This is a genomic window from Ruegeria sp. C12, assembly GCF_056537745.1.
In genome coordinates this window covers 327,535-346,105 of the sequence record NZ_JBQFSA010000003.1, presented here as the reverse complement: position 1 = coordinate 346,105, position 18,571 = coordinate 327,535, and the positions used below count along the sequence as shown (strand labels likewise).

The 18,571-nt window shown below is 59.6% G+C and carries 20 protein-coding genes; 8 read left to right on the top strand and 12 right to left on the bottom strand.

Annotated elements, in window-relative coordinates:
• Nucleotides 1-65: 65 nt before the first annotated feature.
• The 7 genes from ACR0C9_RS09085 to ACR0C9_RS09055 form a co-directional block, all read right to left on the bottom strand.
• Complete coding sequence (locus ACR0C9_RS09085; protein ID WP_480780842.1) at nucleotides 66-2,483, bottom strand: aerobic carbon-monoxide dehydrogenase large subunit; 2,418 nt, start codon at nucleotides 2,481-2,483, stop codon at nucleotides 66-68.
• The gene (locus tag ACR0C9_RS09080; protein WP_170520814.1) at nucleotides 2,480-3,010 is read right to left on the bottom strand and encodes a (2Fe-2S)-binding protein; all 531 of its coding nucleotides are present in this window, start codon (nucleotides 3,008-3,010) and stop codon (nucleotides 2,480-2,482) included. Before ACR0C9_RS09080 ends, ACR0C9_RS09085 begins: the two co-directional genes overlap by 4 nt.
• Nucleotides 3,011-3,022: 12 nt before the next feature.
• On the bottom strand, nucleotides 3,023-3,856 hold the full coding sequence (locus ACR0C9_RS09075) for an FAD binding domain-containing protein (protein ID WP_480780841.1): 834 nt from the start codon (nucleotides 3,854-3,856) through the stop codon (nucleotides 3,023-3,025).
• Nucleotides 3,857-3,996: 140 nt separating this feature from the next.
• Nucleotides 3,997-5,094: an MHYT domain-containing protein gene (locus tag ACR0C9_RS09070; RefSeq protein WP_480780840.1), complete on the bottom strand. Its 1,098-nt coding sequence runs from the start codon at nucleotides 5,092-5,094 to the stop codon at nucleotides 3,997-3,999.
• A gap of 82 nt (nucleotides 5,095-5,176) precedes the next feature.
• Nucleotides 5,177-6,664, bottom strand: a complete 1,488-nt coding sequence (locus ACR0C9_RS09065) for a heme biosynthesis HemY N-terminal domain-containing protein (protein WP_480780839.1) — start codon at nucleotides 6,662-6,664, stop codon at nucleotides 5,177-5,179.
• Nucleotides 6,665-6,674: 10 nt separating this feature from the next.
• On the bottom strand, nucleotides 6,675-7,949 hold the full coding sequence (locus ACR0C9_RS09060; RefSeq protein WP_480780838.1) for a COG4223 family protein: 1,275 nt from the start codon (nucleotides 7,947-7,949) through the stop codon (nucleotides 6,675-6,677).
• A gap of 54 nt (nucleotides 7,950-8,003) precedes the next feature.
• Complete coding sequence (locus ACR0C9_RS09055; RefSeq protein WP_480780837.1) at nucleotides 8,004-8,684, bottom strand: uroporphyrinogen-III synthase; 681 nt, start codon at nucleotides 8,682-8,684, stop codon at nucleotides 8,004-8,006.
• Nucleotides 8,685-8,814: 130 nt separating this feature from the next.
• On the opposite strand from ACR0C9_RS09055, the gene tsaD reads away from it, so the two are divergent.
• Genes tsaD through ACR0C9_RS09035 form a run of 4 tightly spaced genes read left to right on the top strand, consistent with a single transcriptional unit; the run spans nucleotide 8,815 to nucleotide 11,564 of the window.
• Nucleotides 8,815-9,912 (top strand): tRNA (adenosine(37)-N6)-threonylcarbamoyltransferase complex transferase subunit TsaD, encoded by a 1,098-nt coding sequence (tsaD, locus tag ACR0C9_RS09050; RefSeq protein WP_480780864.1) that lies wholly within the window; start codon nucleotides 8,815-8,817, stop codon nucleotides 9,910-9,912.
• Nucleotides 9,909-10,871 carry an NAD(P)H-dependent glycerol-3-phosphate dehydrogenase gene (locus tag ACR0C9_RS09045; protein WP_480780836.1) on the top strand — a complete coding sequence of 321 codons (963 nt, stop codon included), beginning with the start codon at nucleotides 9,909-9,911 and terminating at the stop codon, nucleotides 10,869-10,871. Before tsaD ends, ACR0C9_RS09045 begins: the two co-directional genes overlap by 4 nt.
• A 1-nt stretch (nucleotide 10,872) precedes the next feature.
• Entirely contained in the window at nucleotides 10,873-11,142 is a 270-nt protein-coding gene (locus tag ACR0C9_RS09040; RefSeq protein ID WP_170453314.1) for a YciI family protein, read from the top strand.
• The gene (locus tag ACR0C9_RS09035) at nucleotides 11,142-11,564 is read left to right on the top strand and encodes an EVE domain-containing protein (protein WP_170453315.1); all 423 of its coding nucleotides are present in this window, start codon (nucleotides 11,142-11,144) and stop codon (nucleotides 11,562-11,564) included. Before ACR0C9_RS09040 ends, ACR0C9_RS09035 begins: the two co-directional genes overlap by 1 nt.
• Nucleotides 11,565-11,789: 225 nt before the next feature.
• Here the strand turns inward: ACR0C9_RS09035 and ACR0C9_RS09030 are convergent, their stop codons facing one another.
• Nucleotides 11,790-12,131: a DUF2853 family protein gene (locus ACR0C9_RS09030; protein WP_170453316.1), complete on the bottom strand. Its 342-nt coding sequence runs from the start codon at nucleotides 12,129-12,131 to the stop codon at nucleotides 11,790-11,792.
• A 191-nt stretch (nucleotides 12,132-12,322) separates the two neighbouring features.
• On the opposite strand from ACR0C9_RS09030, the gene ACR0C9_RS09025 reads away from it, so the two are divergent.
• Complete coding sequence (locus ACR0C9_RS09025; RefSeq protein ID WP_170453317.1) at nucleotides 12,323-12,970, top strand: DUF899 family protein; 648 nt, start codon at nucleotides 12,323-12,325, stop codon at nucleotides 12,968-12,970.
• A gap of 14 nt (nucleotides 12,971-12,984) precedes the next feature.
• Here the strand turns inward: ACR0C9_RS09025 and ACR0C9_RS09020 are convergent, their stop codons facing one another.
• The 3 genes from ACR0C9_RS09020 to ACR0C9_RS09010 form a co-directional block, all read right to left on the bottom strand.
• On the bottom strand, nucleotides 12,985-13,731 hold the full coding sequence (locus ACR0C9_RS09020; RefSeq protein ID WP_170623559.1) for an extensin family protein: 747 nt from the start codon (nucleotides 13,729-13,731) through the stop codon (nucleotides 12,985-12,987).
• Nucleotides 13,732-13,744: 13 nt separating this feature from the next.
• Complete coding sequence (gene ahcY / locus ACR0C9_RS09015; RefSeq protein ID WP_170623557.1) at nucleotides 13,745-15,133, bottom strand: adenosylhomocysteinase; 1,389 nt, start codon at nucleotides 15,131-15,133, stop codon at nucleotides 13,745-13,747.
• A 103-nt stretch (nucleotides 15,134-15,236) separates the two neighbouring features.
• Nucleotides 15,237-15,551 (bottom strand): hypothetical protein, encoded by a 315-nt coding sequence (locus ACR0C9_RS09010; RefSeq protein WP_170623556.1) that lies wholly within the window; start codon nucleotides 15,549-15,551, stop codon nucleotides 15,237-15,239.
• 206 nt (nucleotides 15,552-15,757) lie between these two features.
• Between ACR0C9_RS09010 and ACR0C9_RS09005 the strand changes: the two genes are divergently transcribed.
• From ACR0C9_RS09005 to ACR0C9_RS08995, 3 genes are all read left to right on the top strand, one after another.
• Nucleotides 15,758-16,348 (top strand): HD domain-containing protein, encoded by a 591-nt coding sequence (locus tag ACR0C9_RS09005; RefSeq protein ID WP_170623554.1) that lies wholly within the window; start codon nucleotides 15,758-15,760, stop codon nucleotides 16,346-16,348.
• Nucleotides 16,349-16,362: 14 nt separating this feature from the next.
• Nucleotides 16,363-17,079, top strand: a complete 717-nt coding sequence (locus ACR0C9_RS09000; protein WP_480780835.1) for a DUF2059 domain-containing protein — start codon at nucleotides 16,363-16,365, stop codon at nucleotides 17,077-17,079.
• A gap of 355 nt (nucleotides 17,080-17,434) precedes the next feature.
• Entirely contained in the window at nucleotides 17,435-17,923 is a 489-nt protein-coding gene (locus ACR0C9_RS08995; RefSeq protein WP_480708456.1) for a CHAP domain-containing protein, read from the top strand.
• Nucleotides 17,924-17,967: 44 nt separating this feature from the next.
• Here the strand turns inward: ACR0C9_RS08995 and ACR0C9_RS08990 are convergent, their stop codons facing one another.
• Entirely contained in the window at nucleotides 17,968-18,522 is a 555-nt protein-coding gene (locus tag ACR0C9_RS08990; RefSeq protein WP_050604676.1) for an ActR/PrrA/RegA family redox response regulator transcription factor, read from the bottom strand.
• Nucleotides 18,523-18,571 lie beyond the last annotated feature (49 nt).

Below are 18,571 nucleotides of genomic sequence, written 5' to 3'. Positions count from 1 at the left end.
TCGGGGGTCCAAGGGGGCAGAGCCCCCTTGCCTGATCGGACCGGCCACAGCCGGTCCGAACCCAATTACCCGTGCATCCCCAGCCCATTGGCAATCTTCCAGATCCGCCAATGGTCATGCGGCATATGGCTCTGCACCAAACCAAAGGGCCGGAACGCATCATGCACCGCGTTCGAAAACGCAGGCACGCCACCCACATTCGGGCTTTCCCCGACGCCTTTCGCCCCAATCGGATGATGCGGAGACGGCGTTACCGTATAGTCGGTAATATAGTTCGGTGTCTCCCACGCGGTCGGCAGGAAGAAATCCATCAGCGTGCCGGTCTTCACGTTGCCCATCTCATCATAAGCAATTTCCTGACCCATCGCGATGGCCAACGCTTCGGTCACGCCGCCATGAACCTGCCCGTCGATAATCATCGGGTTGATCCGCGTACCGCAATCATCCAGAGCGTAGAACTGCCGGACCTCCCACTCGCCGGTATCCACGTCGATTTCCATGACGCAGATATAGGCCCCGAACGGGTAGGTCATGTTCGGCGGGTCATAGTAGCTGACGGCTTCCAAACCCGGCTCCAGCCCCGGAATGGCCTGATTATAGGCGGCAAAGGCGATTTCCTTCATGGTCTTGAACCGCTCGGGCGCGCCTTTGACCGAGAACCGATCCACATCCCATTCGACGTCGTTGTCGTGAACCTCCAACAGATAGGCCGCGATCATCTGCGCCTTGGCGCGGATTTTGCGCGCAGCCATAGCCGTTGCAGCCCCTGCCACGGGCGTTGACCGGGACCCATAAGTCCCCAGCCCATAGGGCGCTGTGTCGGTGTCGCCTTCCTCCAGCGTGATGTCATCAGCGGGCAGGCCGATCTCACTGGCGATGATCTGAGCAAAGGTCGTGGCATGGCCCTGACCCTGCGATATCGTCCCCAGCCGCGCGATAGCCGAGCCCGTCGGGTGAATGCGGATTTCGCAGCTGTCGAACATGCCCAGCCCAAGGATATCGCAGTTCTTCACCGGCCCCGCACCCACGATTTCAGTGAAATGCGTCAGGCCGATCCCCAGCAACTTGCGAGTATTGCCGGCCTTGAACTCCTCAATCCGCTGCGCCTGTTCGGCCCGCAGTCCGTCATAGTCCACGGCCTTCAGCGCCTTGTCCCAGGCGGTGTGATAATCGCCCGAGTCATACTCCCAGCCCAGCGCCGACTGATAGGGGAATTGATCGGCCCTAATGAAGTTGATCCGGCGCAGCTCGGCCGCGTCCATGTTCAACTTGATGGCCAGAACCTCGATCATGCGTTCGATGAAATAGGCCGCCTCGGTCACGCGGAAGGAACAGCGATAGGCCACCCCGCCCGGAGCTTTGTTGGTATAGACACCATCCACGGCCAGATAGGCGGTCGGGATGTCATAGGACCCGGTGCAGATGTTCATGAACCCCGCCGGGAACTTGGTAGGATCGGCACAGGCGTCAAAGCCGCCATGGTCCGCCGTGGTATGGCACCACAGACCCGTGATCTTCCCGTCCTTGGTCGCAGCGATCTTCCCCTGCATCCAGTAGTCACGGGCAAAGGCAGTGGACATCAGGTTCTCCATCCGGTCCTCGACCCATTTCACCGGCTTGCCGGTCACAATCGAGGCGACAACCGAGCAGACATACCCCGCATAGGCCCCAACCTTGTTGCCAAACCCGCCACCAATATCGGGGCTGATCACCCGAATATTGTGCTCGGCCAGACCCGAGATCAGCGACACAACCGTGCGGATCGCGTGGGGGGCCTGGAACGTCCCATAAAGCGTCAGCTTGCCGGTCACCTTGTCCATTGAGGCCACACAGCCGCAGGTTTCCAGCGGGCAGGGGTGGGTGCGGTGGTAATAGACCATTTCTTCGGCCACTACGTCAGCCTCATCCAGAACAGCCTCGGTCGCGTCCTTGTCACCCTGTTCCCAGGTGAAGATATGGTTGTGATGTTTGCGCGGGCCATGCGCGCCCTCGGTCTGACCTTCCAGATCTTCACGCAGGACAACGGAGGATTTCAGCGCCTCGAACGGGTCGGTCAGAACCGGCAGTTCTTCGTATTCAACCTCGACCAGTTCCACAGCATCCGCCGCGATATACCGGTCTTCGGCCACGACATAGGCAACTTCCTGGCCCTGGAACAGAACCTTGCCATCGGCCAGCACCATCTGCTTGTCGCCAGCCAGCGTCGGCATCCAATGCAGACCCAGCGGCGCCAGATCTTCGGCAGTCAAAACCGCGACAACGCCGGGCACGGCCAAAGCCGCCTCTTTGTTCACACTGACGACACGGGCATGGGCGTAGGGCGAGCGTACAAAGTCGCCGAACAGCATCCCGTCCAACTTGATGTCATCGACATAATTGCCTTTGCCTTGGGTGAACCGCACATCCTCGACGCGCTTTCGGGCGCAGCCCATGCCTTTTAGGTTGGCGGCGCGTTCTTCGGGGGTCAGGGTCTGGTCGTTCATTCCGCAGCCTCCACTTTGGTTTGCCCTACCGCTTCGCTACTTGAGGGCTTTTGCGCATTGAGCAAATCAGCCGAGGCCGAGATCGCCTTGACGATATTCTGGTATCCAGTGCAGCGGCACAGGTTCCCCGCCATACCAAAGCGAATTTCATCCTCGGTCGGGTTCGGGTTTTCCTGCAGCAAGCGATGCGCGCGGGTGATCATCCCCGGCGTGCAGAAGCCGCATTGTAGCCCGTGATGTTCGCGGAACATCTCTTGCAACACCCCAAGGCTACCATCGTCATTGGTCAGCCCTTCGACAGTGGTGACATCGGCCCCGTTCACCTGTGCCACAAAGGTGGTGCAGGATTTGACGGATTTCCCATCGATATCGACGGTGCAGGCTCCGCAATGGCTGGTTTCGCAACCGATATGAGGGCCGGTGATTTTCAGATCTTCCCGCAAGAAGTGAATGAGCAAAGTGCGCGGCTCGGCCAGACCTTCGACCTCTTTGCCGTTCACGGTGAGTTTGACGTGCATTTTCGACATGTGTTCCCCTCCTCACCCCGCGCGGCGTTGCGCACGGTCGATGGCGCGGCGCAGCATCACGGCGGCCACGTGTTTCTTGAATTCGACAGGGCCGCGGTTGTCGGCCACCGGGTCAATCGCGTCGAGCATCGCCGCCACGCAGCCCTCAACATTGCCGCCTGCCAGAGCGGCGCTCGCGGCCTCGGACCAGACCGGCGTGTCAGCCAGATTGGTCATCGCAACCGAAGCCGTTCCGTTGCCCACCATCACCGCAGCAGCAGCCGTCGCGTAATCGCCGATCTTGCGCTTTTGCTTTTCATAAGCCTGACCAACGCCTGCACCCGGCACCGGGATCGAGATGCGGGTCAGGATTTCTTCGTCTTCACGCGCGGTGAAATACGCGGCCTCGTAGAACTCCCGCGCAGCGACGCTGCGGTCACCATCGGGACCGGACAGATCAAACGTCGCGTTTAAACACTGCATCAGCCCCGGCATGTCATTGCCCGGGTCGCCATTCGCCACATTGCCGCCGACAGTGCCCATATACCGCACCTGTGGGTCGGCGATCTGCAGCGCCGCTTCGCGGATCAGCGGAATGGCCGAGGCCAGCCCGTCATGGGTGATCAACTCGTGCTGCGTGACCATCGCGCCCAGGGTCACGGTCTCAGCGCCGACCTCAATACCCTTCAGTTCATCAATGGCCTGAAGATCGACCAGGTGGCCCATCTCGGCCATGCGCAGCTTCATCATCGGGATCAGGCTGTGCCCGCCCGCGATCACACGCGCCTCATCTCCGTGTTCCTGCAATATGCCGATGGCCGAGGCGATGTCGCCTGGCCGGTGATACTCAAAACCGGCTGGTATCATGTTTTTCCTCCCTGGGTCCAAGCGGTATGCCGTGGGGGACCTGAGAAAAGAAAAGAGGAGCGGGCGCTAGTGCCGCCAGTCACGTGAAACGGGGCGCGCGGCTTGTTTCACGAGTTGCGAATAGGCTGCACGAGTTGCGATCAAAGGCCCAGCGCGTCGCGGATCGCCGTCAGGCGGGATCGGCTGACCGGCACCTTGCTCAGCGCATCGACCCCGTCGAAGTAGCAGGTGCCATTGTCTTTGTGCCGCTCAAAGCTTGAGACATGTTTGGGGTTCACCAGATAGCTGCGATGCGCCCGCAAAAACCCATCGGGTTTCAGGCGCGATTCAGCCTCGGTGATCGACCAGGGGCAAAACAATTTCTCGGCCCCCATGTAAAGAACGGTGTAATGCCCCTCGGCCCGGATCGCGGCCACGCTGGCGGGTTCGGTAAAGAAGGTCTGACCTTCACGCTCGAACGGAACACCGGCACGCAAGGCGGTGGGCTGAGGATCTTGCGTGGGTTCTGACGCTGACGGTGCGACTTCGGGCTGAGGCCCGATAAAAGTGATCCCGGTCAGCAGAAAGGCCCCACAAATCAGAAACACCGAAACCGTGACCCCCATCGCCAGCACCTGATTGTTCAGTGCAGGCCCGGCCCCGCCTGCATTGTCGCTGGCGATGAAATCGGTCAGCCCCGCCGCCACGAAATGCATCGTGAAGACGGCCAGCCCGAAACACACGGTGCCCAGCAGGATGTTGCGCTGGGTCCGGTTGTCATAGGCCACCCAGATTGCCAGCACCGACAGAACCACCGAGGCCACGGTGGAAATCGCCACGTCCCAGACCGTGTAGACCGGGCGGCACAGTTCCATCCCTGCCATGCCGACATAATGCATCACCACGATGCCAAGGCCGACAATGACCCCGGCTGAAACCATGGTCTGCATCGTTCGAGGCCGGAAATGCAGCAACAGCAACGCCAGTCCCACCATCAGGATCGCCACAAGGGCCGAAATCAGCGTAATGAGCGCGTCATAATAAAAGAGGATCGGCAGTTGCAGGCCCAGCATGGCGACAAAATGCATAGACCAGATGCCGCCGCCCAAAATGACCGCCGCCAGCGCCACCACGAACTTGCGCCTTTGGTCATCCAGCTTTGAGGCCCCGTGCGTCAGGTAAAGCCCGGTGAACCCGGCCATCAGCGCCACGGCCAGTGACGCCGCTACAAGCCACGGGTTATGCGAGTAGTCCAGCATTTCGGTCAGTACGCCCTCCCCGACGTAAGGGCGACGTTAGCAAACCGAACTGTCCGGGACAATTGCCCAGCAATCGCGGGGATCAGGCCTGTTTTTCGACCTTTTCCTCAACCGGCTCGGCGTCCAGTTCGATGACGTCTGCACCCTCGGGCTCGGTCGCTTCCATCTCATCTGGCTCGTCAGTTTTGTCTTCCAACGCGCCGACGATCAGTGGCAGCATGTGAACGCCTGTGGCGCTGGCGATCTCGGGCGTTTGCGGGGTCTGCCAGCTGAGCGTGTCGAAGCTGCCGCAATTCTGGCAGACCGGCGCCCACTCCGGCTGAATGTCATGGCAGTTGGTGCAGACCCATTGCGGCCCGCGCGGCGCGTTCAGCGCCTTGGCCAGCCAGCCCTGCACCACCGCATCCGTTGCACCCTCGCCCCGCTCAATCGCGGCCATCAGGGTGTACCCACGCGCATCCGCCTGCTTTTCGACCACATCGCCCAGCGCGCGACGCGCTTCGGGGAAGTCTTCGGCCACGATATTCAGCTCGGCCAGGATCAGTCGGGTTTCCATGTTTTCCGGGTGAATCCGTGTCAGGGCGGTAAAGCGCTTGATCCGCTGGTCTGGTGTTTCATCCGGCGCAATTTCGGCAAAGGCATGGGCCAGATCGGGATGCGGCTGCACCTCCCACGCTTTCTTCAGGATCTTGGTCGCGGCTTTGGGTTTGCCCTTTTCGATATAGGCGCGTGCGGCCATTGCCGCTGCAGGGACCAGATCGGGCGACAGGCGGTTGGCCTCAATCGCGCGCTCCTGCTGATCAACTGTCGCGTCCTCGTCCAGAATATCCTTGGCCTCGGATAGGGCCAGAACCGCATCGCGCCGTTTGAACACATCGCGCGGCAGATACCCGGCCTTCAGCTTCGAGGTCAGCGTCGACCGCGCCCCGGCCCAATCCTGCGCCTTGGTCTGAAGGCCCAGCAGAACGTCCTGTGTTTCCTCGTGACGCGGTTTGATCGCCAGCGCCTTTTCCGCCAGCTTGCGCGCGGTTTCGTCGTCGCCTTCGGCAAGCTTCTGCTTCATGATCCCCCGCACACCGACAAAACGCGTGGCATTGTTGGTCACCAGCTTCTTGTAGGTCTCGGATGCCTTTTTGGTGTCGCCGGTCATCTCGGCTGCCTGCGCCACCAGAAGGTTGGTCAGTTCAGGCTTGTTCAGCAGTTTCTCGGCCTTGTTGGCCTTGGTCATCGCCGTGCGCCCTTCGCCCGAGGCCAGCGCCATCAGGCCATCCGCCAAAGCCTCATAACCACGCTTTTCCCGGCTGCGGTCGAAATAACGCGACAGGGCGGTTTCGTCGCCATTGAGGAATTTCAGCGTCGCGATCAGCAGGCTGAGCAGTTTGAAGAACAGCCAAACCGCAACGACCAGCACACCCAGCGCGATCACGGATTGCAGCGGCCCCAAAGTGTATTCCGTACCCGCAACAGTGATCTGCACCCCGCCGCTGGTTTGCATCAAGGCCTGCGCCCCCAAGGCCAGCAGGCCAATAATCGCAACGAAAACAAGGATTTTAAACAATGACCACAGCATGGCAGGTCCCTCAGTTCGAGTTCAGGCTGGACGCGAGCGTATTCGCGGCATCTACGGCAGAGACACGGGTCTGAGCCGCCTGCTCCCACTCGGCCATCGCGGTCTGCGCCGCTTCGGGCAAAGATTTCAATTCCGACAGCGCGCCGCTCAGATCGCCAGAGGCCAGAGCGGCCTGCGCACGCGACAGAACGGCATCGGGGTCATCCCCGTCCTGAGGGGTCACCGACCGCGCCCCTGTCTGACGCTGCAAAAAGGCGACAAGGCCAGTGCCTTTGTCCGCATCCCGCGCATCGGCCAGTGCCGTACGCGCCGCGGGCGCGAATGAGGCGCGGAGCGCTGGCAGCGTCTCGACCCCCTTGTCGGCGGGGCCGGACAAAGCATCCGGCACGGTCACACCGCCTGCTTGCAGTTCGGTCACCAGATCAGAATATGGCGCACCCGTATCCAACTGGCCATGCAGGCGCGACAGGATCGCGGCATTGGTCGCCGCAAGTGCTTCGGCCGAGGCTTTGGCCTCAAGTGCCTGGGCATCGGCCACCATCTTCTCAACCTCGGCCCGCTGTGCGGCCAGCGAGTCCCGTAGCTTCTTCAACTCAGCCTCAAAAGCGGCATTCGCCTCGGGTGAGGTGTTTTCGGCAATCGGGTTTTTTTCAAGCTCGGTCAATCGATCGGCCAAAGGCGCGATCTGACCGCTCAGCGCCGCGACACTGGACTTCATCGCGGTCAGGTCGGCATCAACCGGATCCAGCTTTTGCGACAGGGCCTGCACCTGATCTGACAGGCCAGAGACATCCGGCGCATCCGACAACGATTTTGTCAGGGCTGCGATCTGATCCGATTGATCAGCCAGTTTCGATTCCAGCGCGGCAATCGATTGCGCAGTGTCCGACCCGCCCGACGAGAACAGCCCGCCCTGCCCGGCCACAAAACCAAGTCCGGCGGCAATTACGCCGCCCAGCAGCGCCGGAACAAAACCGCCGCGTTTTTCGGGGGCCGGTTCGGCAGGCTTTTCTTGTGCCTGCGCCGGTTCAGCCGTATCCGCCGAAATCTCGGCTTCGGCTTCGGCTTCGGCTTCGGCTTCGGCTTCGGCTTCGGCTTCGGCTTCGGCTTCGGCTTCGGCTTCGGCTTCGGCTTCGGCTTCGGAAGTCAGGTCTTCGCTGGCGTCGTTCTGGTCAACAGCCGCGTCATCAGATTCGACAGTTGGATCGACAGTTGCGCCTTCGGCTACGTCGTCCGATTTCGGGGTTTCCACCGGTTCCTGATCGGTTTTCTTTTTGCCCGCCACCGTCACATTCCCCTTATCGATTCTAAAATCACCAGAACTACAGACTGGTTCAAGTTAATCTGCACCCGGCTCGCCCTCAACCCGCATCGCATGTTTCACAAGCTTTTTAACGGCTTTGCGCATTTTTACGGGCGTCGGCTCTTTGGCGATCTTCAGGCGCGTGTAGCCCAAGGATTTAAGGGGTTCCGCCGTTGCCTGGCTGATCGCGGCCAGCCAAAGGGGCGCGGTTCCGGCCCAGATGTCGGCAAATTGTCGCGCGGTCCGGGGTGAGAATATCGGCGCGATGATTGGCCGATCTGCGTTGCAAACCGCCAAAGCCTCGGCGCTCAGCGGTCGCAGATGTTGCTGGTAAACCGCCTGTTCCCGCGTTGTGACACCCAGTTCTGTCAAACGCTCGGCCACGTTTCCACGGCTGTGTTCGCCGCGCAGATGCAACAGCGGGCTGTGCGGCCGGATCTGTAGCAGGGCCGCCACCAGTTCCTCGGCCGTGCCGCCAACCATCTGCGCCGTCCAGCCTGCGCCTTTGGCGGTGCCGGTCGTGGTCGGACCCACACAATAGGCGGGCAGATCGCGTCTCACCCCCATCGATGCCGCCGCGTTCACCGCATTGGCTGACGAGAAGATAAGCCCCCGCACGTCGGATGTTGAAACCTGCACCGGCAGCGGTTTGATTTCCAGAATGGGGGAATGGATGACGGTCACCCGTGATCTGGTGCGGGTCGGCAGCTGCGCCACAAACCTCTCCGAGGCAGCGCGCGGGCGTGTCATCAACAAATACAACGATCGGCGCCTTTGGCCTTGGGATTGTTTGCATCCGCGCAGGGTGATACCCCGCTTGCCAATCATGATGCAACGGATCGTGCCAATGGTGCAAACACTTACCGTCCTTGGATTGGAAAGCAGCTGCGACGATACTGCGGCCGCCGTGGTGCGCCAGACAGAGGGCGCGCGGGCCGAGATTCTGTCCTCGGTCGTGCATGGCCAGACCGAGCTGCACAGCGCCTATGGCGGCGTCGTGCCCGAGATCGCGGCACGGGCCCATGCCGAGAAGCTGGACACCTGTGTGGTGCAGGCGCTTATGGCTGCGGGATTGGGTCTGGGCGACATGGACGCCATTGCCGTGACCGCTGGGCCGGGTCTGATCGGCGGGGTCATGTCCGGCGTGATGTGCGCAAAGGGAATCAGTGCGGCCACCGGTCTGCCGCTGATCGGCGTCAATCACCTGGCCGGGCATGCGCTGACCCCGCGCCTGACCGATGGCGTATCATTCCCCTATCTGATGCTGCTGGTCTCGGGCGGTCATTGCCAATACCTGATCGCCCATGGCCCCGAGGCGTTTACCCGCCTTGGCGGCACCATCGACGACGCTCCGGGAGAGGCATTCGACAAAACCGCCCGCTTGCTGGGCCTGCCGCAGCCCGGTGGTCCTTCGGTCGAGGCCGAGGCGCGCTCGGGCGATCCCAAGCGGTTCCGGTTTCCGCGCCCCCTGTTGGATCGGCCCGGATGTGACCTGTCTTTCTCGGGGCTCAAAACGGCGCTGATGCGGATGCGCGATCAGATCGTGGCGGAAAAAGGCGGGCTGACCCGACAGGACCGCGCTGATCTGTGCGCCGGGTTCCAACAGGCGGTTGTGGATACGCTGGCCGAGAAAACCCGTCGCGCGATTGGTCTGTATCTGGAACAAACCCCTGCCGATCCTGTGATCGCAGTGGCCGGGGGCGTGGCCGCAAATTCCGCCATTCGAGCCGCGTTAGAGACGGTATCTGCCGAGCAGGGGGTTTCATTCACCGCCCCGCCGCTGGCCTTGTGCACCGACAACGCGGCCATGATCGCCTATGCCGGGCTTGAACGCTTTCGCACCGGCGCGCGGGATGGTCTGGACCTGACCGCACATCCACGCTGGCCCTTGGATCAAACCAGCCCGGCGATGCTGGGCAGCGGTAAGAAAGGGGCCAAGGCATGAGCGTTTCGGTACTGGGCTCTGGCGCATTCGGAACCGCCCTTGCGATTTCTTTGGCAGGCAACGGGCCTGTCACCTTGTGGTCGCGCGACGCCGCACAAGCCCGTGCCATGCAGGAGACGCCCGAGAACGCACAACGCCTGCCCGGTGTGCCTTTACCGCCCCAGATCACGGTGACGGCGCAGATCGATCAGGCGTGCCAATCGGACTTGCTGTTGGTCTCGGTGCCTATGCAGCAGTTGCGTACGGCCTTGACCCAGCACCGAACGGCATTGGCGGGCAAAACCCTGGTCGCCTGCTGCAAAGGGATTGAACTGTCCACTGGGCTTGGCCCGGTGGCGGTGATCCGCGAAACCGTTCCGGATGCCCAACCAGCACTGCTGACCGGGCCCAGCTTTGCCGATGACATCGCGCGCGGCCTGCCTACGGCGCTGACATTGGCCTGTGCTGACGCCTTTACGGGCGAAGACCTGCAAGCCCGGCTGACCACCGCAAACCTGCGCCTTTACCGCACCACTGACACCACCGGGGCCGAGTTGGGCGGCGCGTTGAAAAACGTCATGGCCATCGGCTGCGGCGCCGCCATCGGGGCAGGGCTGGGCGACAGCGCACGGGCTGCCCTGATCACCCGCGGTTTTGCCGAGATGCAACGCTTTGCTGCCCGGCGCGGGGCGCAACCGGATACGTTGATGGGGCTGTCCGGGCTGGGCGATCTGGTGCTGACCTGTTCATCCGAACTGTCGCGAAACTATCGTTTTGGCCTGTGTTTGGGTCTGAATCAGCCGTTCGACAAGACCACAACCGTCGAAGGTGTCGCCACCGCCCGCGCCATGGCCAAGATCGCCAAGGCCGAGGGTCTGGACATGCCAATCAGCACAACGGTGGCGGAACTCAGCGACGGTGCCTACAGTGTATCTCAGGCGATTCAGTCCCTGCTGGGTCGGCCGCTTAAGGAGGAATAGAATGCTCATCGCCCTGATCGCCAAAGACAAAGCTGGCGCGCTGCAAACCCGTCTGGACAACCGCGCGGCCCACCTGGCCTATATCGAGGAAACCGGCGTCGTCTCGCAAGCCGGGCCACTGTTGGAGCAAGAGGACATGATCGGATCTCTGGTCATTCTGGATGTCGAGGACATGGCCGAGGCCAAAACCTGGGCTGAAAACGATCCCTATGCTTTGGCGGGGCTGTTCGAGTCGGTCGAGTTGATCCCCTGGAAAAGGGTGATCGGCTGATGGCGTATTGGCTGTTCAAATCCGAACCCTCGACCTGGAGCTGGGATCAGCAGGTCGCCAAGGGCAATGTGGGCGAAGAATGGGATGGCGTACGCAACTATCAGGCACGCAATTTCATGCGGCAGATGGCCGTGGGGGATCGCGGCTTTTTCTATCATTCGCAAAAGGACAAGGCGATTGTCGGTATCGTCGAGGTCTGCGCCGCAGCCCATCCCGACAGCACCACCGATGACGAACGCTGGGAATGCGTTGACATCAAGGCGGTGCGCCCGTTCGCCGAGCCCGTGACGCTGGATCAGATCAAAGCGGATGAGCGGTTGGCCGAGATGGTGCTGGTCAAAAACTCACGCCTGTCCGTGCAGCCTGTCAGCGATGCGGAATGGGTTACAATCTGTGCTCTGGGCGAAACCCAAGCGGATTGAACGTAAAAAAGGGAAGGCCCTGCACGGCGCAGAACCTTCCCTACCCCACGTGCTCCCTACTCACCACACGTGTATCGAAAATCTGGTTCTGACCGTCCTGGTCACTGGATTGACCATAGCCCGATCCGCGACCGCGTTTCAAACGGCAAGTCCTTAGAATCCAATTCAAATGCAAAACGCCCGCCTTGGGGACAGGCGGGCGTTCGTAATCGTATTGTCCGGGGATCAACCGTAAACGGATTCTTTCCCGAAATGCTTGGTCAGCATGTAATAGACGACCGCGCGGTATTTGTTGCGCTCGGACATGCCATAGGTCTCCATGGCCTTGTTGATCGCTTCCATCAGCTCGGGACCGTCGGACAGGCCCAGTTTCTTGATCAGGAAGTTGTTCTTGACGGTCTCAAGTTCACCTTCCTGGCTGGCCGCCACTGTCGACGCATCCGCGTCATAGATCGCCGGACCGCAACCGATGGTGACCTTTGTCAGCAGGTCCATATCGGGGTCCATCCCACATTTGCCTTTCAGATCTTCAGCGTATTTGGCGATCAAATCGTCGCGTTTGCCCATGTCCCATTCTCCTTAATCCGTTGTCACGGCACTTTTCACCGATGCCCGAGAGACTAGCCTTGCAATGAGATTTCCCAAAAGGGAAAAATCACAAGGTTTCCCCCTAGGCCGAACTTTGCGGAACGCCGCGAATTGATTTTCGTGAATTTTTTATTTAACCTTTTTGTTAATTACGAATCCCGGAGGTCCTGATGCCCGTTTCCCTACCCAATGAAACCACCGCATATCGATCCGCTCGTAACGCGCTTCTGTCCGCCGAGCGGGACCTGAGAGCAAAGGTTGAAGAGGTCGCGGCCTTGCGCCGTGCTCTGCCTGTCGGGGGCAAGATCCCAAACGATTACGCGTTCCGAGAACTTACCGGCGAGGCCGCACCGATGTCGTCGCTGTTTAGCGACAAGGATACGCTGATCATCTATTCGCTGATGTACGGACCGGATGCGGAACGCCCTTGCCCGATGTGCTCGGCCTTTCTGGATGGGTTGAACTCTCAGATCCATCATCTGGCGCAAAAGGCATCGGTTGCGGTGGTGGCGCAGAACACGCCCGAAAAACTGTTGTCCCTCAAAGACAAGATGGGTTGGAATGCGCTCCCGTTATATTCCGCGCTTGGGACGCGGTACCAGAGCGACTATCTGGCCGAGACCGACGGGGGTGACCAGCTTCCCATCCTGAATGTCTTTCAGCGCCTTTCGGACGGCATTCACCATTTCTGGAGTTCCGAGCTGTTCTTTGAACCCAGCGATTGGCATCCCCGGCATGTGGATGCGGCATGGCCATTGTGGAATGTTCTGGATTTCACACCGCAGGGCCGCGAAGATTTCATGCCCTCCCTACGCTGAAACGGCGCGCTCGGCTATCGGCAATAGCCCCAGCCGGGCCCCTGAAGGTGAAAATGATCGGCATGCAAGCGGTTGAAATCAGGGCCCAGCACCACGCGAAACCAATCACATGCGCCGCGCCCGATCTGACGCAGAAAATCGGCCTCGGGGCCGGGTTCGGTCCAGTCGTCCAACAGGTTCAGCGCCCGTCCGTCGGCCAGGGTAACGCCTATGATGTCGATCGAATCCGCCGTGGCATGGCTGCTCCACCCGCTGTTTTCACCTTGGGCGGTGCGCATGCGGCGGCAGTTATAGCTGCCCAGATGGCGCAGGGACCGGACTGTGGTGCCCAGAATCTCCTGCGCGGCTGGCTGGACCACGTGATGTTCCCACATCGCCAGACGCAGGGCGGTGGTGCAGCGTGTCTCAACAAGCGCGACCTTGGCTGAGGTCAGTTGCGACAACGCGCCCCGACCGGCAATGCCGCAATTCTGATCAACGACCAGATCCTCCATCGGTTCAAACGCCGCGCCCGCGTCGGACAGGGCCGCCCGGCACTGCGCCTCATCCGCCAGCGCCCGGCTCAATTGGTATCTGGTAACTGGTGTGACCCGGGCTTTCACGGCCAGATCCCGCATCGGATTCCAATGCGATGGAACAGGCGATTGCGGATGGGACAGCAACAGATACCCGCCCGAACCAACAAGAAATAGAAATACGATGATCGAAAAGAAAGACGCCGCCAGATACGAAATCCGGCGGCGTCCTGTGCGTTTGCTCATACCCGATCCGCGATCAGTAGCGGTAATGCTCGGGCTTATAGGGGCCTTCCGGCGCAACACCGATATAGGCCGCTTGTTCATTGTCCATCTTGGTCAGCTTCACACCGATGCGGTCCAGATGCAGGCGCGCGACTTTCTCATCCAGATGCTTGGGCAGGATGTAGACCTTGTTTTCGTACTGGTCGCCTTTGGTGAACAGCTCGATCTGCGCCAGGACCTGGTTGGTGAAGGACGCCGACATCACGAAAGACGGGTGCCCGGTGGCGTTGCCGAGGTTCAGCAGGCGACCTTCGGACAGCAGGATGATACGGTTGCCCGAGGGCATCTCGATCATGTCCACCTGTTCCTTGATGTTGGTCCATTTGTGGTTCTTCAGGCTGGCCACCTGAATTTCATTGTCGAAATGGCCGATATTGCCGACGATGGCCATGTCCTTCATCGCGCGCATATGCTCGATGCGGATCACGTCCTTGTTGCCGGTGGTGGTGATGAAGATATCCGCGCTTTCGACTTCGTCTTCCAGCAGGGTCACTTCGAACCCGTCCATCGCGGCTTGCAGCGCGCAGATCGGATCAACTTCGGTGACTTTCACACGGGCACCTGCGCCACGCAGCGAAGCCGCCGAGCCTTTGCCCACGTCGCCATAGCCGCACACAACAGCAACCTTACCAGCCATCATGGTGTCGGTGGCGCGGCGGATGCCGTCAACCAGCGATTCCTTGCAGCCATATTTGTTGTCGAACTTCGACTTGGTGACACTGTCATTCACGTTGATCGCCGGGAACGGCAGGTGGCCGTCTTTCACCAGCTGGTACAGACGATTCACGCCGGTAGTGGTTTCCTCAGAGACGCCCTGAATCTGGTCGCGCATCTTGGTGAACCAGCCGGGGCTTGCCGCCATACGCTTGGCGATCTGCTTCTTGATCACCTCTTCCTCTTCCGAACCCGGAACGGGGATGATGTCCTCACCCGCTTCGGCGCGGGCGCCCAGCAGGATATAAAGCGTCGCGTCGCCGCCATCGTCCAGGATCATGTTGGGGCCGTCTTCGAACAGGAAGGATTTGTCCAGATAATCCCAGTGTTCTTCCAGCGTTTGACCCTTGATGGCAAAGACCGGAACACCAGCCTCGGCAATCGCTGCCGCCGCATGGTCCTGGGTCGAGAAGATGTTGCACGAGGCCCAGCGCACATCCGCGCCAAGTGCTGTCAGCGTTTCGATCAGAACGGCTGTCTGGATGGTCATGTGCAGCGAACCGACGATGCGCGCGCCCGACAATGGCTTGCTGTCGCCATATTCCGCACGCAAGGACATCAGCCCCGGCATTTCGGTTTCGGCGATATCCAGTTCCTTGCGGCCAAACCCGGCCAGCGAAATGTCTTTAACGATATAGTCCCCGGCCATCTGGCGCTCCATTTTTCCGGTCAATCACACTTGGCTGCCCCTAACATCCCTTGGGGCAGGTGGCAATGTGGATGTCCGAAAACGGAGTGTTACGCCAGTTTTATCAGCTTGGCGTGCCGTCAACTTTGACTTTCGGGATCGCTTCGAAAAAATCGGTGCCAACGGCGACAATACAGGAAATGCCGTTCGCCTGGGTCACCAAAACGGTATAACTGCCCGTTTCTTTTGAGGTCCAAACCTCCATGACCGACTGCGCGCCGCGTGTTTTCTGCAAACCGCCAAAAGCCAACTCTTCCGAGTAACTATCCTGCAGCTTGGCAATCACATGCTCGCGCTCTGCACAGGTGCGGGCAAGGGCGGGCGGGGCCGTGGCGGCCATGCCAAAAGTCAGGGCAATTGCAAATAAACGCTTGAACATAACTTGCTCCTTTCACTTCGCGTTGCATTTGTGAGAGGCGCACACCGGGAGAAGCGTGTGCCCCCCTCGGTTTTTATGTCGGGATCGAGTGGTGATGTTTCAAAGCACGAACGCTCAAGAAAACGTTGGCAGCAAGTGATCCTGACAGGTACATCATAGCAGAAAAATACGATTTTAATGTGTCCCACTTCACAAGGCATGGCAGAATGGCAACACAACCCCGAGCATGGCAGAGGATGCTGTCAGGCCGCAGGCTGGACCTGCTGGACCCGACACCGGTGGATATCGAGATCGAAGATATCGCGCATGGTCTGGCCTTTGTGGCGCGTTGGAACGGGCAGACAAACGGCGATTTCGCCTATTCCGTGGCCGAACATTCCTTGCTGGTCGAAGAGATTTTTGGCCGTATCGCCCCCAAAGCGCCCGCGAAATGGCGACTTGCAGCCCTGTTACACGACGCGCCGGAATATGTGATCGGCGACATGATCTCACCCGTCAAATCCGCCGTCGGCCCGGACTATGGCGCGCTGGATGACCGGTTGGCAGCAGCCATCCACATCCGGTTCGGGTTGCCGGCAGAGGTGCCGAAAACGGTGAAACGGCAGATCAAGAAAGCCGACAAGATCAGCGCCTGGATGGAGGCCACCCAGATCGCGGGGTTTTCCGAGGCTGAGGCGACGAAGTTCTTCGGTCGCCCGGATCGGGCGGTGACGGAGGGGCTGACGATCACGCTAAGACCGCCGGTTGAGGTAAGAGAAGCGTATGTGGCACGGCATAGCGCGTTGCTTGAGAGATAGTAGGAAGTTTCGAGATGAATAGGCTGTGTTTCACAGTGATTTTATTGTGCTGCCTTGCACTTACGGCATCTGCATCTCCAGAAGACGATGCGAAATATATCGCTAGCCAACGGTTTCTAGAAGAAGAACTTCGCACGATGAGAACCAATGCTTCAAAGTATTATGTTAGGTACCTCGATAGTCTGTTGAGAAACCACAGCATAAGAGTAAGAGATGCCGAGCGCCTCGAAATCCTTGTTCCTAATGAAATCACAGATGTTGCCATCGACGAGCAGCTTGACGATTTTGCGAAATCATATCTTAAGACATTCGATGCACAGCAATTAACCGAGATCAAATCCTTTTACCAAACCGGTGTCTGGCAAAAACTAAGAAGACTTAGTTACAAGGAGTGTAAGGCAGAGGCGGCAGACAGAATTGTTATTTCTCCTCTGGCTTGGGGATATGAAGAAACTAAAATCCGCCATTTTCTTTCACCTCAAGAGTTCAGGGATTTTCGATACTTCTTCGAAAGCGAAACCGGAAAGGCCTTCGGCGCGAGTTCTGAGCACCAAGTTTCTTGTGGTGATGGACTTATGACGACGGGCGTGTTTTCTCTACGAAGCGGTGAGGCGGCAATAAGAACAGAGTTTGTACTCAGCGCGCTCAAAACAAAGGGGCTTTTCTGGTTCTCCAACCCAATAGCTCGCAAGGATTTTATTGCAAAACTCGAGAGCGAGATAAAACACTAGTTGATCAAAAAGCGCGCTCAAGAGACAATAATCACCTACGACTACACGCCGCCAAATTCCACTACTATGTCCTGCATGCATTCTCAGACGTCGCGCCGTCTCGAACAAGCTGTGCCCATATCAGGTAGTCAAACACTTCGTTATCTTCCCCTTCTGGCCCGGCTATTGTCCTATTTGTGTAACAAAGAACCGGCGAAATCTTGCCACGAGCTGACAGACCTCTTTTCACAACACATCTGATCCCCCTAAAACTCACGTGTCTTCGAATGGACAGTGAAGATTCTTGAGCACCGGCACACGCAAAACAGACACGACTTGGCCGCGCTTGTCCGGCGCAGCCCGAACCGCAATTGCGGTGGGACTTTTGAGTCTGGTCTCTGCCTGCGCCCATGGTCCAAGCGATGAACAGCTCGATCCGGAACGTCAGTCAATGGCGCTGCGCGAGGTCTCGCAAAAGCAGTCTCGGGGGCAGAGGGTGTGGTGCGTGCCCTATGCGCGCGACCTCAGCGGTATCGAAATTCGCGGCAACGCCAAGGACTGGTGGGGCAAGGCGCGCAGTGGTTTCGCGCGGGGCAATGAACCGGTTGTCGGTTCGGTCATGTCGTTTCGGGCAACCCGCGGGATGCCGCTGGGCCACGTGGCAGTTGTGTCCGATGTTGTGACCGAGCGGGAAGTCATCGTGAACCACGCCAACTGGCACCGCAACAAGGTGTCGTTGAAGATGGGCGTGAGGGATGTGTCCAAAAACAACGACTGGACGCTGGTTCGGGTCGAAAGCCTTCCGGGTCAGTATGGCAGTTTGTACCCGGTGAACGGGTTCATCTATCCGAAGTCTGGCGAGTAGTCTTAAAGACTACCCTTTGAACAGACCAGTCAAAGCTCTGCTTTTTACCGAGGGCTACGCTTCGCCAAAATCCGCTGCAACGTCCGGCGGTGCATGTTCAGCCGCCGTGCGGTTTCCGAGACATTCCGGTCGCACAGCTCATAGACCCGCTGGATATGCTCCCACCGCACGCGGTCGGCGCTCATGGGGTTTTCCGGCGGCGGGGGCAGTTCATCACCCTTGGCCAGCAGCGCGTTGGTGATGTCGGTGGCGTCGGCGGGCTTTGACAGGTAATCCGTCGCGCCGATCTTCACAGCCGCCACGGCGGTTGCAATCGCACCATAGCCGGTCAGTACAACAACCCGGCTGTCGGGGCGTTTTTCACGCAGAACCTCGACCACATCCAGACCATTGCCATCCTCGAGCCGCAGATCGACAACTGCATAGGCGGGCGGACGGGCGGTAGAGATCGCGCGACCTGCGGCGACGGAACCGGCAGTTTCAACCTCGAACCCGCGCTTTTCCATGGCCTTGGCCAGACGTCTCAGAAACGGCTCGTCATCATCCACCAGAAGCAGGGATTTGTCAGGGCCGATATCAAGCTGAGAACTGTCTGCCATTCTTGGGTCTTTCCGCTATGTCATGCCGTTGGCTTGAACAAGAGTAATA

Excerpts from the sequence above, each read along its gene's own strand:
- ACR0C9_RS09085 (WP_480780842.1), bottom strand. The coding sequence starts at position 2,483 with ATGAACGACCAGACCCTGACCCCCGAAGAACGCGCCGCCAACCTAAAA.
- ACR0C9_RS09080 (WP_170520814.1), bottom strand. The coding sequence starts at position 3,010 with ATGTCGAAAATGCACGTCAAACTCACCGTGAACGGCAAAGAGGTCGAA.
- ACR0C9_RS09075 (WP_480780841.1), bottom strand. The coding sequence starts at position 3,856 with ATGATACCAGCCGGTTTTGAGTATCACCGGCCAGGCGACATCGCCTCG.
- ACR0C9_RS09070 (WP_480780840.1), bottom strand. The coding sequence starts at position 5,094 with ATGCTGGACTACTCGCATAACCCGTGGCTTGTAGCGGCGTCACTGGCC.
- ACR0C9_RS09065 (WP_480780839.1), bottom strand. The coding sequence starts at position 6,664 with ATGCTGTGGTCATTGTTTAAAATCCTTGTTTTCGTTGCGATTATTGGC.
- tsaD (WP_480780864.1), top strand. The coding sequence starts at position 8,815 with ATGGTGCAAACACTTACCGTCCTTGGATTGGAAAGCAGCTGCGACGAT.
- ACR0C9_RS09045 (WP_480780836.1), top strand. The coding sequence starts at position 9,909 with ATGAGCGTTTCGGTACTGGGCTCTGGCGCATTCGGAACCGCCCTTGCG.
- ACR0C9_RS09040 (WP_170453314.1), top strand. The coding sequence starts at position 10,873 with ATGCTCATCGCCCTGATCGCCAAAGACAAAGCTGGCGCGCTGCAAACC.
- ACR0C9_RS09035 (WP_170453315.1), top strand. The coding sequence starts at position 11,142 with ATGGCGTATTGGCTGTTCAAATCCGAACCCTCGACCTGGAGCTGGGAT.
- ACR0C9_RS09030 (WP_170453316.1), bottom strand. The coding sequence starts at position 12,131 with ATGGGCAAACGCGACGATTTGATCGCCAAATACGCTGAAGATCTGAAA.
- ACR0C9_RS09025 (WP_170453317.1), top strand. The coding sequence starts at position 12,323 with ATGCCCGTTTCCCTACCCAATGAAACCACCGCATATCGATCCGCTCGT.
- ACR0C9_RS09020 (WP_170623559.1), bottom strand. The coding sequence starts at position 13,731 with ATGAGCAAACGCACAGGACGCCGCCGGATTTCGTATCTGGCGGCGTCT.
- ahcY (WP_170623557.1), bottom strand. The coding sequence starts at position 15,133 with ATGGCCGGGGACTATATCGTTAAAGACATTTCGCTGGCCGGGTTTGGC.
- ACR0C9_RS09010 (WP_170623556.1), bottom strand. The coding sequence starts at position 15,551 with ATGTTCAAGCGTTTATTTGCAATTGCCCTGACTTTTGGCATGGCCGCC.
- ACR0C9_RS09005 (WP_170623554.1), top strand. The coding sequence starts at position 15,758 with ATGGCAACACAACCCCGAGCATGGCAGAGGATGCTGTCAGGCCGCAGG.
- ACR0C9_RS09000 (WP_480780835.1), top strand. The coding sequence starts at position 16,363 with ATGAATAGGCTGTGTTTCACAGTGATTTTATTGTGCTGCCTTGCACTT.
- ACR0C9_RS08990 (WP_050604676.1), bottom strand. The coding sequence starts at position 18,522 with ATGGCAGACAGTTCTCAGCTTGATATCGGCCCTGACAAATCCCTGCTT.